The sequence below is a fragment of the Microbacterium sp. NPDC080005 genome (assembly GCF_040702445.1).
In the GTDB taxonomy this organism is placed as follows: Bacteria; Actinomycetota; Actinomycetes; order Actinomycetales; family Microbacteriaceae; genus Microbacterium; species Microbacterium oleivorans_D.
Map to the genome: position 1 here is coordinate 497,633 of NZ_JBFBLD010000001.1, position 13,872 is coordinate 511,504.

13 protein-coding genes are annotated in these 13,872 nt (G+C 71.1%); 2 read left to right on the forward strand and 11 right to left on the reverse strand.

Annotated elements, in window-relative coordinates:
• Positions 1-2: 2 nt before the first annotated feature.
• The 5 genes from AB0259_RS02425 to AB0259_RS02445 all read right to left on the reverse strand — a co-directional run bounded on the left by AB0259_RS02425 (position 3) and on the right by AB0259_RS02445 (position 4,640).
• On the reverse strand, positions 3-1,268 hold the full coding sequence (locus AB0259_RS02425) for an aminotransferase class III-fold pyridoxal phosphate-dependent enzyme (protein ID WP_366220880.1): 1,266 nt from the start codon (positions 1,266-1,268) through the stop codon (positions 3-5).
• The gene (locus tag AB0259_RS02430; protein WP_366220878.1) at positions 1,265-2,044 is read right to left on the reverse strand and encodes a hypothetical protein; all 780 of its coding nucleotides are present in this window, start codon (positions 2,042-2,044) and stop codon (positions 1,265-1,267) included. The genes AB0259_RS02425 and AB0259_RS02430 overlap by 4 nt, the downstream gene beginning before the upstream one ends.
• Complete coding sequence (locus tag AB0259_RS02435; RefSeq protein ID WP_251579732.1) at positions 2,034-2,651, reverse strand: TetR family transcriptional regulator; 618 nt, start codon at positions 2,649-2,651, stop codon at positions 2,034-2,036. Before AB0259_RS02435 ends, AB0259_RS02430 begins: the two co-directional genes overlap by 11 nt.
• Before the next feature lie 8 nt (positions 2,652-2,659).
• Positions 2,660-3,433, reverse strand: coding sequence for an SDR family NAD(P)-dependent oxidoreductase (locus AB0259_RS02440; protein WP_366220876.1), 774 nt, complete (start codon positions 3,431-3,433; stop codon positions 2,660-2,662).
• Positions 3,434-3,566: 133 nt separating this feature from the next.
• On the reverse strand, positions 3,567-4,640 hold the full coding sequence (locus AB0259_RS02445) for a Glu/Leu/Phe/Val dehydrogenase family protein (RefSeq protein ID WP_251579742.1): 1,074 nt from the start codon (positions 4,638-4,640) through the stop codon (positions 3,567-3,569).
• A 109-nt stretch (positions 4,641-4,749) separates the two neighbouring features.
• On the opposite strand from AB0259_RS02445, the gene AB0259_RS02450 reads away from it, so the two are divergent.
• Both AB0259_RS02450 and AB0259_RS02455 read left to right on the forward strand, forming a co-directional pair.
• Positions 4,750-5,553, forward strand: coding sequence for a methyltransferase domain-containing protein (locus tag AB0259_RS02450; RefSeq protein WP_366220875.1), 804 nt, complete (start codon positions 4,750-4,752; stop codon positions 5,551-5,553).
• A 3-nt stretch (positions 5,554-5,556) separates the two neighbouring features.
• Complete coding sequence (locus tag AB0259_RS02455) at positions 5,557-6,033, forward strand: YbaK/EbsC family protein (protein ID WP_251579746.1); 477 nt, start codon at positions 5,557-5,559, stop codon at positions 6,031-6,033.
• Positions 6,034-6,048: 15 nt separating this feature from the next.
• Here AB0259_RS02455 and AB0259_RS02460 read toward each other — a convergent pair whose 3' ends face one another.
• The 6 genes from AB0259_RS02460 to AB0259_RS02485 are packed head-to-tail and all read right to left on the reverse strand — an operon-like array spanning position 6,049 to position 13,871.
• Positions 6,049-6,393: a UBP-type zinc finger domain-containing protein gene (locus tag AB0259_RS02460; RefSeq protein WP_251579748.1), complete on the reverse strand. Its 345-nt coding sequence runs from the start codon at positions 6,391-6,393 to the stop codon at positions 6,049-6,051.
• 14 nt (positions 6,394-6,407) lie between these two features.
• Positions 6,408-8,054, reverse strand: a complete 1,647-nt coding sequence (locus AB0259_RS02465; protein WP_251579757.1) for a cyclic nucleotide-binding domain-containing thioredoxin-disulfide reductase — start codon at positions 8,052-8,054, stop codon at positions 6,408-6,410.
• Positions 8,055-8,064: 10 nt separating this feature from the next.
• Complete coding sequence (gene nhaA / locus AB0259_RS02470; protein WP_251579759.1) at positions 8,065-9,897, reverse strand: Na+/H+ antiporter NhaA; 1,833 nt, start codon at positions 9,895-9,897, stop codon at positions 8,065-8,067.
• Positions 9,898-9,952: 55 nt separating this feature from the next.
• Complete coding sequence (locus AB0259_RS02475) at positions 9,953-11,842, reverse strand: glycogen debranching N-terminal domain-containing protein (RefSeq protein ID WP_366220872.1); 1,890 nt, start codon at positions 11,840-11,842, stop codon at positions 9,953-9,955.
• A complete protein-coding gene (locus AB0259_RS02480) occupies positions 11,839-12,753 on the reverse strand; it encodes a carbohydrate ABC transporter permease (protein WP_251579763.1) in 915 nt (304 codons plus the stop codon). Before AB0259_RS02480 ends, AB0259_RS02475 begins: the two co-directional genes overlap by 4 nt.
• Entirely contained in the window at positions 12,750-13,871 is a 1,122-nt protein-coding gene (locus AB0259_RS02485; protein WP_251579765.1) for a sugar ABC transporter permease, read from the reverse strand. The genes AB0259_RS02480 and AB0259_RS02485 overlap by 4 nt, the downstream gene beginning before the upstream one ends.
• Position 13,872 lies beyond the last annotated feature (1 nt).

A 13,872-nucleotide genomic window follows, 5' to 3' on the forward strand; every position in this document is an offset into this window, starting at 1 on the left:
CCTCACACCGCCGCGGGGTGACGCGTACGAACTGCCGCGAAAGCGTCTGCGGCGATCTCGACGGTGCGGTCGACATCCGCCTCGGTGACCGCCGCGTTCAGGAAGTGGTTGTGGTGCGAGGTGAGGTAGGCGCCGCGCCTCACGCATTCAGCGATCCAGTCCTGATGCAGCATGAGCGAATCCTCCGGATCGGTCACGCGCAGATAGAACAGCGCGGGCGCGCCCGAGGGCACGAGGGTGAAGCCCGCATCGGATGCGGCCTCGGTCAGCCCGTCCGTGAGACGTCGCCCGAGCCGGTCGAACAGCGCGGGGGCATCGAGGTCACGCAGCTTCCGCTGCGTTGCGATCCCCGCCGCGAATGGAACGGCGCTCATCCAGTAGCTGCCCGTGTAGGTGATGGAGCTCACCGCCTCCTTCAGCGAGTCCTTGCCCAGGAGCGCCGACACGTTGTACCCGTTGGCGAGCGCCTTGCAGAAGCAGATGAGGTCGGCCTCGAACCCGAAGTAGTGGTCGCTGCCGGCGAGATCGAGCCGGAAGCCCGCGCGCACGTCGTCGATGATGAGCACGACGCCGTGCTCGTCGCAGAGCTTCCGCACCGCCTGCCAGTAGCCCTCCGCCGGCAGCGCGTTGTCGACGAAGTTGCCGTGCATGTAAGGCGTGGAGATGAGGGCCGCGACTTCTCCGCGGTTCTCGGCGAGCAGGCGCCGGAGCGCGTCGAGGTCGTTCCACGGGACGTACAGGTTGTTCGCGACGTCCTCCTCGAGGACGCCGGGGTAGTCGAGCTTCTGCGTCCACGGGGCGACGCCGTGATAAAACCCCTTCACGAAGACGACCTTCTTGCGCAGTGTCGCAGCGCGGGCGGTCATGATCGCGAGCGTCGTCGTGTCGCCGCCGTTCTTGGCGAACATCGCCCAGTCGGCGCTGGCGACCTGATCGACGAGCAGTTCGGCGAAGTCGATCATCACCGTCGAGGGGAGCGAGACGACGTCCTCCTTCTTCGCCTGCTCCCGAGCCGCGGCGGCCACGTCGGGGTCGTCGTACCCGAGGACGTTGGGTCCGTAGGCACACATCCAGTCGATGAACTCGTTGCCGTCGAGATCCCAGAACCGGGTGCCCTCGGCGCGGATCGCGAACTTCGGGAACCCTTCGTGGGGGAGGTGCAGTCCCTCGGTGGGACCGAGGTGGCCGGGGATGCCGCCCGGGATCACCCGCTGGGCGCGGCGGAAGGCAGCGAGGCTCTTGTCGAAGGTGTACACGGAGGCGCTCACTTTCCGAGGTAGTGGCCGACGCGGTCGAGGATGCGGCTCGTGTTGTCGACGAGGGGGATGTAGCCGCGGATGGCGATGCGCCCGTCGCCCACGCACGCGAGCGCGCTCTCGCGACCCGCGAGGACGTCACCGGCGGTCTGCAGATCCGCGAACCGGAAGATGGCCCGCGGCGCGGTCTCCGTCACCGGAATGCGCGAGAGCCGGTGGTCCCGCACGCGCAGCCGGTGTCGCAGCGCGTCGCCGACGGCGATGTCAAGGTCGCCGTCGGTCATCTGCGCCGCGCTGAAGCGGCCCGACCGGTCGCGGTTCGCGACGACCGTGATCGCCCCGACCGCGACCTCGAGCAGCATCGTGCGGTGCGTCTCGGTGAAGACGGGATCCGCGAGGTCGGCGTCGGACGGCCGCAGGTACCGGCCGAGCAGGTCGCTGAGCGGGGTGAACGCCCGGACGAGGAAGCGGAGCCCCGCGGGGCCTGCGAGCGGGAGCGGCGAGCCGCGGCCGTCGAGGACCGCGTTCAGATGGGCGGGGGAGCGGAACACCAGGGTGGCCGCCGTCGCGCCGGCGGGGTCGCCGTCGGCGAGGCGGACACCGTCCCGCGCGAACACGAGGCGGAGGGTGTCGCCACCGACGACACGGACGGTCAGCAGCACGGGCCGTGGCAGGTCCGCGAGCAGACTCGACGCCTCGGGAGCGACGTCCGCGAGCCGCGGCAGCGCGCCGAGGACGGCGTGCAGGTTGACCGCGGCGAGGACGCGGTCGTCGATCTCAGTCAGCACGGGTGGTCCCTTCGGTCGGTGCCCCGAGCGGGGCGGATGCGGCGGCGAGGGCGGCGGCGGCGAACGCCGCCGTGCGGCGCACGGCATCCGTGTTCCCGTCGGCGAGCCACGTCGTGGTGATGCCGTCGACGACCACCACGAGGTGACGTGCGAGGTCGGCGACGGGCTGCGTCCACCGGCTGTGCGTGATCTCCGCCGCGTAGACGAGGACCTGCTCGGCGGCGCGGAGGTACGTCTGCCACTGCGCGCGCATCTGGCCGGCGGGATCGCGGCGACGCGCGACGAGGGCGAGCTCCAGGAGCGCGATCTCGTGGTCGGGGTCGCTCTCGAGCAGATCGATGTAGCCCTCGAGACCCGACCGCAGGGCGGCGGTCATCGATGTCGGGTCGATGGCCCGCGATTCGGCCGCGAAGCGTTCCTGCTCGATGACGGTGTCGATCACCGCGGACATCATCGCGTCCTGTGTGCCGAAGATGTACGTGAACGCGCCGAGCGGCATGCCCGCCTCGGCCGTGATCGCGCGGGTCGTCGCCGCAGCGACACCGCGCCGGGCGATGACGCGGATGGCCGCGGCGATCAGTTCGTCCCGACGCTCTTCGGGTGGCATCCGCCGCATCAGGCGCTCCCCACGGCGCGGGCCGCGACCCAGAGGCGCACCCGGCGGGGGGAGACCCGCGCGACCCAGCCCTGCAGACGGTTGGCCGCGCCCACCGTGCGGACCGGGGAGGGGTTCGAGGAGTCGAGTACGGCGAAGGCCTCGTCGAGTACCTCGTCGACCGACTTCGTCGCACCGACCTTGAAGGTCTCGGAGCCGGCGGCTGCGAAGAACTCCGTCTCGGTGGGGCCGGGACACAGCGCGAGGACGGTGAGGCCCGTCCCGCGGGTCTCCTGCCAGATCGCCTCGGTGAGGGAGGTGACGTACGCCTTGGTCGCGGCGTAGACGGCGAGACCGGGGAGCGGCTGGTGTCCCGCGTTGCTCGAGACGTTGACGAGCACTCCGCGCGACGAGATCAGCTGCGGGAGGAGCGCGCGGGTCAGCAGAGTCAGCGCCGCGACGTTGACCTGCACCTCGGCGGCGACGCGCGCGGCGTCTTCGTCGACGAAGGCGGATGCGGTGCCGAACCCGGCGCTGTTGACGAGGCCCGCGGCGTGGATGCCGCGCTCGGTGAGTTCGGCGGCGATGGCCGCGGGTGCCGCCGGATCGGCGAGATCCGCGGCGAGGACGGTCGCCTCGACGCGGTGGAGCCCCCGCAGTTCGTCGGCGAGCGACTCGAGGCGCTCCGCGCGGCGCGCGACGAGCACGACGTCTCTGCCTCGCGCCGCGAACCGGCGGGCGAACCCGGCGCCGATGCCCGAGCTCGCTCCGGTGATGACGATCGCTCCCGGCATGGGGCCTCCTCTGTCGAGACGCGGAAGTTGTACATATGTACAAGTCCGGTGGTGACCCAGTATGGCCGCACCCGCGCGCGACGTAAAGGGGCGGATGCCGGTGAGTCCCGGCATCCGCCCCTGTGTCGGTCCCTCAGACCGCCGCCGGCTCGCGCCTTCCGGCCGAGAGCCGCTCGGCCGCGTAGGCCTCGGCCGCGTCGAGCGGGGTGACGCCGCGCGCGGCGGCGTCGTCGAACAGGCGCCGCAGGGTGTCGCCGATGCCGTCGATGCGCGTCGCGATCTCGTCACGGTGGCCGGGAGTGCGCGCCTCGACGTCGAGGTAGATGACGCCGCCTGCGTTCGCGACGAAGTCGGGGGCGTAGAGGATGCCGCGGTCCGCCAGGCGCGCGGCACCCGCGCGCTCGGCGAGCGGGTTGTTCGCCGGTCCGCAGACCGCCCTCGCGGCCAGCGCGTCGATGACGTCGTCGTCGAGCACGCCGCCGATACCCGCGGGCACGAACACGTCCGCAGGGACGAGGTGCTCGGTGCCGGGTTCGACCCAGGTCGCGCCGAGCTCGGCGGCCAGCGACATCTTGGCGGGGTTCACATCCGTGACGGTGAGCAGTGCGCCCTCGCCCGACAGGCGGACGGCGAGGCGGCTGCCGACCTGGCCGAGCCCGGAGATCGTGATGCGGCGTCCGGCCACATCACCCGAACCGGCGATCCGCTCGAGGGTCGCACGAAGCGCGGCGTACACGCCGCGGCTCGTCGGGCCGGCGGGTTCGCCCGAGCCGCCCACCGAGTCGGGCAGACCGACCACGTGGGTCGTGCGCTCGCTGACGACCAGCATGTCGTCGGTCGTCGAGCCGACGTCCTCCGCCGTCCGGTACTGGCCGCCGAAAGACTCCACCGCGTCGCCGAGGTCGAGGAACGCCGCACGCCGACGGTCGGCGTCGAGGGTGTCGGCCTCGCCGAGGGCGATGACCGACTTCCCGCCACCGGCATCCAGTCCCGCCGTCGCGTTCTTGAGCGTCATCGCCGCCGACAGGCGCAGGGCGTCGCCCATCGCGTCCGACCAGCGCGGGTAGCGCCACAGACGGGCGCCGCCGAGGGCGGGTCCGAGCGTCGAGGAGTGGAGGGCGACGGTGATCACGAGTCCGCTGCGCCGGCCCGTCATCACCTCCACACGTTCATGGGCGAAATCGGGCAGGGGCAGGGTGTGCGACATTGCATTCCTTCTCGGCGGGCCTTGTGGGCACTGCGGTGCGGATGCCGCCGATCTGCGGCATCCGTCATCATTCTGCCTCGCATATCGCTCGCCGCCTAGGCTGTGCACCATGCAGACCGAGCGGTACTCCCACGGCCATCACGAGAGCGTGCTGCGGGCGCACACCTGGCGGACGGCGGAGAACTCGGTCGGGTACCTGCTGGCGCATCTGCGTCCCGGCGCCTCGCTCCTCGACGTCGGGTCGGGGCCCGGCACCATCACCGTCGACCTCGCGCGCCGCCTCGCGCCCGGACGCGTCGTCGGACTCGACGCGTCCGCCGACGTCGTCGCGCAAGCGCAGGCCCACGCCGCCGCCGAGGGCGTCACGAACGTCACCTTCCAGACCGCGGACGCGTACCGCCTCGACGCGGCGGACGGCTCCTTCGACATCGTGCACACGCATCAGCTCCTGCAGCACCTCGCCCGCCCCGTCGACGCCCTGCGCGAGTTCCGTCGCGTGGCAGGACCCGACGGACTCGTCGCCGCGCGCGAGGTCGACTACGCCGGCATCATCATCCACCCGCACATCCCCGCACTCGACGAGTGGCTGGACCTCCTGCTGCGGATGGGACGTAACAACGGCGGAGAGCCGTCGGCCGGGCGACGCCTGAAGGCGTGGGCTCGGGCCGCCGGCTTCGCCGACGTGACCGTCAGCGCGTCGACGTGGCTGTTCGAGACCGATGAGCAGCGAGCGTGGTGGGGCGGGTCGTGGGCCGACCGTGTGCTGCACTCCTCGTACGCCGACCACGCGCTCGAGCAGGGCCTCGCGGACCGTACCGACCTGGAGCGCATCTCGGCGGGATGGCGTGAGTGGGCGGCGTCCGAGGACGGCTGGCTGCTCATGCCCCACGGTGAGATCCTCGCGAAAGGCTGACCGATGACCGAGCACCTGAGCACCCGCAGTCGCCTCGTCCACGACGCCCTTCGCGCCGCCGGCATCCCCGGCGAGATCGTCGTCCTCCCGGACGCCGCCTCCACCGCGGTGCTGGCCGCCGCCGCCCTCGGGGTCGAGGTCGGGGCGATCGCCAACAGCCTCGTCTTCCAGTGCGACGGCGCCCCGCTGCTCGTGATGACCAGCGGTGCCCATCGGGTCGACACCGCCGCCCTCGCCGGGCGCATCGGGCGCGGGAGGATCAGCCGGGCCACACCCGAGCAGGTCCGCGAGGCGACGGGTCAGGCCATCGGAGGGGTCGCCCCCGCCGGACACCCGGCGCCGCTCGAGACCCTCGTCGACGAGGACCTCGCCCGGTATCCGCAGATCTGGGCGGCGGGCGGCACCCCCCACACCGTCTTCCCGATGACGTTCGACGAGCTCGTCCGCCTCACCGGCGGCCGGGTCGTCTCCGTGGTCTGACGAACCGCGTCGTGCTCAGGTGTGGATGAGCTCGCGCCAGTTCAGCGGCACGCGTCCCCGAGGGCCGGGGGAGGGCTGGTCGGCGGGGTGGCTCGTGGGCGGCGCCAGCTCCGGGCCCTCGAACATCGCCTCGTCGACGTAGTCCCAGTACCAGTCCTCGCCCGGTTCGAAGCTCTGGATGAGCCGGTGCCCCGTCTCGCGATAGTGCGCCGTCGCGTGCTGTCCGGGCGACGTGTCGCAGCATCCGATGTGACCGCACGACGCGCAGCGTCGCAGGTGCACCCAGAACCCGGACTGTTCGTCGCACTCGTGGCAGCCGCTGCCCGAGGGGGCGACGTTCGTGTCGATGTCGGAGCTCATCCGGTTCCTTCCGGTCAGTAGGCGAGCGCGCGGTGGACGGAGGCGACGGCGCTGGAACCCTCGCCGACCGCGGCGGCGACACGCTTCATCGACCCGCGGCGGACGTCGCCCGCTGCGAACACCCGCGGTGCGGACGTCTCGAACGGGAAGGGTTCGCGGCCGAGGTTTCGCCATTGCGCGATCGACTGCACCGCGACATCCGTCCCCGTGCGGATGAAGCCGTCCGTGTCGCGGTCGAGAGTGGGCACCCAGGAGGTCGCCGGGTCCGCCCCGATGAAGCAGAACAGGCCGCGCGCGTCCACCGCGCCGGCCGTGTCGATGGTCACCGATCCGAGGGTGCCGTCGCCGTCGAGCCCCGTCACCTGGGATGCGGTGTGCAGCCGCACCCGCGGATCCTCGGCGAGCCGGTCGGCGAGGTAGCTCGACATCCGCGCGCGCAGGTCGGTGCCGCGGACGACGAGGTGCACGGGGGAGCCGTGCGCGGCGAGGTAGAGGGCGGCTTGCCCGGCCGAGTTCGCTCCGCCGACGACGACGACGGGCTTGCCCTGCACCTGCCGGAGCTCGAGCGGCGTCGCCGCGTAGTAGATGCCCGAGCGCTCGAAGTCCTCCCAGTGGTCGAGCGCGAGGCGGCGGTAGGCGGCGCCGGAGGTGACGATCACGCTCCGCGTGCGGATGACGCGACCGTCGGCGAGGGCCACGTCGAGGAGGTCTGCGCCGACCTGGTCGAGCGCGACGGCCTCGCACGGCGCGTACACGCGCACACCGAACTTCAGCGCCTGCAGCACGGCCTGCCCGATGAGGTCGCCGCCGCTGACACCGAAGGGGAACCCCAGGAAGTTCTCGATGCGGGACGTGGATGCGGCTTGCCCGCCCGGCGCGACGGCGTCGAGCAGCACCGTGCTGAGGCCCTCGGACGCACCGTAGATCGCGGCGGCGAGTCCGGCGGGCCCGCCCCCCACGACGACGAGATCGACCACTTCGTCGGACTCGGCCTGGTAGCTGAGTCCGAGCCGCTCGGCGACGAGCCCGGGGGTGGCGCGGGGGATCGGCTCGCCCTGGATGTACGCGACCGGCAGATCCTCGGGCGACATGTCGTGACCGTCGAGCGTCGCCAGTTCGTCCGGGGCGACGGCGACCGCCTTGTGCACGAGATCGAGGCGTTCGGCGAAGCGACGCAACGAGAGGAAGTCGTTCGAGGTGGTCGTTCCGACGAACTTCAGCGTCAGCGCCGCGGGTCCCTTGCGAAGCGACTCGCGGCGGGCCCACAGCGCGTGCAGGATGAGGTCGCAGAGCTCGTCGTCCTCGCTCATGATCTCGCGCAGCGCGGCGCGGGAGAGGCGGTGCACACGACCCGCCGTCGTCACGCGCGCCGAGAGGAAGGCGGGCTGCCCGTTCAGGATGCCGAGCTCGCCCGCGAACCTGCCCGGTCCGACCGTCGTGATGACCGCCTCGCCGACCCACCGGAGGGCGTCACGGACGATCTCGACCTCGCCGGTCTCGACGAAGATCAGGTCGTACCCGGCTTCGCCGGTCCGGAAGACGTAGTCCCCGACCTCGACGTCCTGCGGCACGGCGGCGGCCGTCAGCCGGCGCCAGTGCGCGTCTGACAGGTCGGGCGACATCATGGCGTCCATCGCGAGGGGAGCGGTCTCGTCGATCATGTCGATCAACCTACCGACCCGCCGGCGCGACGGGCGCGTCGGCGTCCCACTGGAGCGCGCGGATCAGCGTCTGTGCGTCGTACGGGCCCGTGTGCCGGCGGCCGTTGACGAAGAACGTCGGCACGGAACGGATGTTCATCGCCTCGGCGTCGAACATGTCGTCGCGCACGCGACCGGCGACGTCCGGCGAGGTGAGGTCGCGCTCGAACCTCGGGACGTCGAGCCCCAGCTTCTCGGCGAGCCGCACGATGTCGGAGGGCAGCTGGTTGTCCTGGTCTGCGAACAGCCCGCGCTCGAACTCGAAGAACTTGCCCTGCTTCGCGGCGGCCTCCGAGGCCTCGGCGCCCGCGAGGGCGTTGGGGTGCTGTTCGGTGAGCGGCGCGTGCCGCCAGACGTAGCGCAGGTTCGGTCCGAGCTCGGCCATCACCTCCTGGATCGAGCCGGACGCCTTGAGGCAGAATCCGCACTGGAAGTCGCCGTACTCGACAATCTCGTAGGGGGCGTCCAGCGAGCCGAAGATGTGATCGCGACGGGGGTCGACGGGCCGCACGAGCGTCTGTCCGACCTCCTCCTCGGGGTGACGCGCGTCCGCGACGCGGAAGACGAGCGCCCCGAGTGCGAAGGCGAGGACGGATGCCGCGAGCACCCCCACCCGCGCTTCGTTCTGCGCGTCGGGGTCTTCGATCGCGAGGTCGATGATGAACAGCGAGATGGTGAAGCCGATGCCGGCGAGGGCGGCGCCGCCGGCGATGCGGTCGAGCGAGAGACCCGGGCCGAAGTCGCCGACGCGCAGCGCCTTGAGCGCCGCCGTCGACCCCCAGATGCCGGCGAACTTGCCGACGACGAGGCCGACCACGATGCCCCAGGTGAGCGGCGACACCGCGGCCGCCGCCAGGATCTGGGGACTCAGGGTGACGCCCGCGTTCGCGAGGGCGAACAGCGGCAGGATCACGTAGGCGACGTACGGGGCGTATGCCGTCTGCAGTCGCTCGTTGATCGAGATCGACTCGCGCAGGCTGTTCGCCGCCGCACGGGCGTACTCGGTGCTGGGGGACTGGCGGAACGTCCGGGCGAGCTCGAGGGCGTGCTCCACGTCGCGGCGGTCGGGGCGGTAGACCGGCACGAGGAGCGCGATCGCGACACCGGCGAGGGTCGGATGGACCCCGGAGGCGAGGAAGGCGAGCCACACGACGATCGCGAGGGTGGCGTAGATCGGCCCACGCCCGCCGCGCAGGTAGCGGACGAAGTAGATGCCGACGAGACCGACCGCGGCGATGAGCAGCGGCATCGGGGTGAATGTGTCGGTGTAGACGAGGGCGATGATGCTGAGTGCCCCGATGTCGTCGACGACCGCGAGAGCGAGGAGGAACACGCGCAGACGTCCGGACCCCCGCGGCCCGATCAGCGCGAGGGCGCCCACGAGGAAGGCCGTGTCGGTCGAGATGACGACGCCCCAGGCATCCGCGTTCCCGGTGGGACCGGCGATGAGGACGAACAGCAGCGCCGGCAGGGCGAGACCCGCCACCGCGGCGACGACCGGGACGACAGCGCGCGACCAGCTGGTCAGCTCGCCGATCGCGAACTCGCGCCGGACCTCGAGGCCGACGGTGAAGAAGAAGATCGCCATGAGGGCGTCGTTCACCAGGGCGTGCAGAGTGAAATCGAGCCGGATGTCACCGAGTCCGATGGACAGGTGCGTCTCCCAGAACCCGTGATAGGTGCCCGAGGACACGTTCGCCCACACGATGGCGGCGGCCGTCGCGATGAGCAGCAGCAGGGCGCCCGTCCGGGTGCGTCCCATCCTGCCGATGTGGTCCGCGATCGAGGCGAATCTCCGCGCCATGCGTCCTCCGGGGGATCGAGTCGGAAGTCAGTCTCCACCCGAACCGGGGGATCTGTCAGCCGGTGCGCGTGACGATCTCGTGACACACGACGGCAGCCGCCGCCGACCACGCCTGCGGACGGCACGCCGCCGGGTACGGGGCCGGCACGGCGACGTCGCTCGCGGCGTCGCCGGCGTGCAGCTCCGGCATGCGGTACCCGAACGCCTCGGCGGCGGCGAGCATTCCGTCGACGAGCACGGCGGCGTGCCGGTGCAGTCCGGCCTCCGCCATGCCGCGCGCGACGATGGCCGTGTCGTGCGCCCACACACTCCCGCCGTGATAGCTGAGCGGCCAGTAGCCACCGGCATCCGTCGACATGGTCCGCAGGCCGAAACCGGACGACATCGACGGTCCGACGAGCAGATCGGCGACGGCGCGTTCCTCTTCCGGGTCGAGGATGCCGGTGCCCAGCAGGTGTCCGGCGTTCGAGGTCAGCGTGTCCACCGGACGGCCGTCGCGATCCAGCGCGATCGCGGGGTAGCGGCCCTCGGGCGTCTCGACCCAGAAGCGATCGCGGAACCGTGTGCGCAGCTCCGCCGCCCAGGCGCGCAGCCGCTCAGCCCCGTCCTCCTCGAGCGCGTCGAGCAGGTCGGCGGCCTTCACGGCTGCCTCGTACGCATAGCCCTGCACCTCGGACAGGGCGATGGGACCGGCGGCCAGCGACCCGTCGCGCCACTGGATCGAGTCGCCGGAATCCTTCCAGCCCTGATTCGAGAGCCCGTGCCCGGTCTCGTCGACGTAGTCGAGGAAACCGTCCGCGTTGGCCGCGGCGACCATCCAGTCGAGGGCGTCGTGCATCGTCGGGAGGAGGTCTCGGACCTCGGCCTCCGGCATCCCGGCTTCGTGGGCCTCAGCCAGAAGGGTCACCCACAGCGGGGTCGCGTCGACCGTGCCGTAGTACAGGGGCGGCAGCGAGATACCCTCGCCGGGCATCGTCAGAGTGCCCGCGCGCAGCTCGTGCGCGATCTTGCCCGGCTGCTCGGCCGTCTCGGGGTCCGCCGCACTTCCCTGCAGTCGACCGAGGACGCGCAGAGTGGATGCCGCCATGCCCGGGTCCACGGGGAGGAACAGCCGCGCCGCCCACAGCGAGTCGCGCCCGAAGAGCGTGAAGAACCAGGGTGCGCCGGCGGCGAAGAACTCGTCGAGATTCCCGGGGAGCGTGAGGCGCAGCGCATCGAGGTCGCCGAGCGCCTGCGCCAGCCAGCGGTGCAGCCGCGGGTCCGCGCCCGGAGTCTCGGGCACGAGCCACTCGATGTCGCGCGCGGTACCGCGGACGACGAGCGACGGATCCTCGAGGTCGACGTGCCACGACACCGTCATCCGGGCCCGCGGCGGGCACTCCAGCCGCCAGGTGAGGACGATGTCGTCCTCGGCTGCGGCGACGTCGGCGCCGGGCGCCGACAGCTGCATCGATGCGTCGCCGGCGGTGAGCGAGGCGACGTCCCCCGCCAACGTCCGCTCGACCGCGGCCAGCGGGGCGGCTCCCGACTTCACGTCCTGCATCGAGGTCGCATCAGGGGTCACGGCCACCTCGAGGATGAGCGGGACCTGCTCGTCGAGGTGCGACACGAGGGTGAACTCCTCGGTGACGCGTCCGTCGCCGACGATCCGTCGGCGCGTCAGCCGGATCTTCGGGTCGGGTGTCCGGTCGTCCAGGCGGCGGAGCAACGCCTCGAACCGCACGTCGGATGCCGAGTCCGCCGACCTCGAGATCCATTCCGGCGCGTGGGCCGCGGCATCCGCCCCGTATCGGACACGCGTCGCGCGGACGAAGCGGGTGTCGCCGTGGAAGACCCCGTCGATCGCGCCCGCGCCGATCTCACCGTCGGGCCGCGACCACACCTGCGTGGGGGCGCGGAGGGCGACGACGGCGTCGGACAGGAAAGGCTGGAGGCCTGCGGTCATCCCTTGACTGCTCCTTCGGAGGTGTTCATGATGCGTTTCTGGAAGAGGAAGAAGACGACGGCGACGGGGATCGTCATGAGCGCCGCGGCCGCGAGCTTCAGCGGATACTGCGTGCCCTGACTCAACTGTCCCGATGACAGGCTGGCGACACCGCGAGTGAGAGTGAACAGGCCCGGGTCCTGAACCGACACGATGAAATGCGTCAGCTCGTTCCATGATCCCTGGAACGACAGGATCACGATGGTGATGAGCGCGGGGCGGGCCATCGGCAGGACGACCGACCAGTACACGCGGAACGTCCCGGCGCCGTCGATGCGCGCCTGCTCCTCGACCGAGGGCGGGATGGACTCGAAGAAGTTCTTCATGATGAAGACGCCCGCCGCATCGACGAGCAGCGGCAGGATCATGCCCGCGTACGAGTCGTACATGCCGAGCTGGTTCAGGACGAGGAAGCGCGGGATGAGGAGCACGACCGCCGGCACCGCCATGACCGCGACCACCAGCGCGAAGATGACGCTGCGGCCGCGGAAGGTCAGGCGAGCGAGCGCGTAGCCGGCGAGTGAGACGAAGAACACGCGCCCGAGGGTCACGAGGATCGTGACGACCGCCGAGTTGGCGAACCAGAGGGGGAAGTCGCTGTTGAGGAACAGCCGCTCGTACGCCGCCGTCGTGAAGGTCTGCGGGATGAGCGAGATCGGATTGGATGCCGCCTCCTGCTCGCTCTTGAACGAGGTCGCCACCTGCACGAGGAACGGATAGATGTACACGAGCGCGAGCGCCGCGAGGACCGCGTAGAGCATCACCTGACCGGGCACCGAGCGCGGGGTGGGACGCCGGCGTCGCGACGGGGCGGCGTCGATCGGGGCGTCGGTGAGCGTCTTCGTACGGGCGAGGGTCCGGCTGTCGGTCACGACCGTGCTCCCTTCGGGGTGTACGCACGGATGCGTCGCTTCGAGACGGGTCGCTCCCGCAGGATCCACCGCTGGAACAGCGTGAAGGCGATGATGATGAGGAAGAGGATGAACGCGATCGCCGCGCCGATGCCCCAGTCCTGGTTGCTGAAGGCCGACGTGTACGACAGATAGGCGGGCGTGATCGTCGTCTTGCCCGGTTGGCCCTTCGTGCCCGTGTAGATCTGATCGAAGACCTGCCAGCAGCCGATGAGACCGAGCGTGATGACGGTGAACAGGGTGGGCCGCAGCTGGGGCAGGGTGATGCGCCAGAAGCGCTGCCACGCGTTCGCGCCGTCCATCATGCCCGCCTCGGTCAGCTCGAAGCCGACGTTCTGGAGGGCGGCGATGAACAGCAGCATGAACGTGCCGCTCGTGGTGAAGACGGCCATGAGGATGAAGGCGCTCATGGCGACGGACGGGCCGGCGATCCAGTCCCAGCCCGACAGACCGAGGAACCCGGGCTGCGAGATCGCCGCGGGTGCGGCATCCACCCCGAACAGTCCGAGGAATAGGTGCACGATGCCGCGGGGGTCGTTGAACCAGTTGGGACCCTCGCCGCCGGTGACGGCGGCGATCAGGGCGTTGACGGGGCCGGCCGCGCTGAAGAGGAAGATCCACAGCACCGTGATCGCGACCGAGCTCGTGACGGACGGGAAGTAGAAGGCGGTGCGGAAGAAGCCGCGCGCCCGCATCATGCGCCGGCTAACCAGGACCGCGAGGAAGAGCGAGAGCGCGGTCTGCAACGGCACGACGAGGAACACGTACCACGCGTTGTTGCGCAGTGCCGTGCCGAAGTCGCGGCTGCGCAGTCCCTGACCCGAGGTCAGTTCGGCGTAGTTGTCGAGACCCACGAAGTTGACGTTCGGGGAGAGGGGGCTGCCCCGGCCGCCCCAATCCGAGACGCTCACCCAGAGCGCCATGAGGACGGGGAGGAAGAGGAACACCCCGAGGATGACGACGACGGGGGAGACGAAGAGCCACCCGGCGACCCCCTCGCCGCGACGCAGACCGCGGGAGCGGTGGTCGCGGCGAGGAGGCTTCTCGGGTGCCCGTTCGGTGGCGACGGGCGTCGACATG

What these genes read in the sequence shown, in the direction of transcription:
- AB0259_RS02435 (WP_251579732.1), bottom strand. Translation starts at nt 2,651, where the DNA reads ATGCCACCCGAAGAGCGTCGGGACGAACTGATCGCCGCGGCCATCCGC.
- AB0259_RS02485 (WP_251579765.1), bottom strand. Translation starts at nt 13,871, where the DNA reads ATGTCGACGCCCGTCGCCACCGAACGGGCACCCGAGAAGCCTCCTCGC.
- AB0259_RS02455 (WP_251579746.1), top strand. Translation starts at nt 5,557, where the DNA reads ATGACCGAGCACCTGAGCACCCGCAGTCGCCTCGTCCACGACGCCCTT.
- AB0259_RS02465 (WP_251579757.1), bottom strand. Translation starts at nt 8,054, where the DNA reads ATGATCGACGAGACCGCTCCCCTCGCGATGGACGCCATGATGTCGCCC.
- AB0259_RS02440 (WP_366220876.1), bottom strand. Translation starts at nt 3,433, where the DNA reads ATGCCGGGAGCGATCGTCATCACCGGAGCGAGCTCGGGCATCGGCGCC.
- AB0259_RS02445 (WP_251579742.1), bottom strand. Translation starts at nt 4,640, where the DNA reads ATGTCGCACACCCTGCCCCTGCCCGATTTCGCCCATGAACGTGTGGAG.
- nhaA (WP_251579759.1), bottom strand. Translation starts at nt 9,897, where the DNA reads ATGGCGCGGAGATTCGCCTCGATCGCGGACCACATCGGCAGGATGGGA.
- AB0259_RS02475 (WP_366220872.1), bottom strand. Translation starts at nt 11,842, where the DNA reads ATGACCGCAGGCCTCCAGCCTTTCCTGTCCGACGCCGTCGTCGCCCTC.
- AB0259_RS02460 (WP_251579748.1), bottom strand. Translation starts at nt 6,393, where the DNA reads ATGAGCTCCGACATCGACACGAACGTCGCCCCCTCGGGCAGCGGCTGC.
- AB0259_RS02450 (WP_366220875.1), top strand. Translation starts at nt 4,750, where the DNA reads ATGCAGACCGAGCGGTACTCCCACGGCCATCACGAGAGCGTGCTGCGG.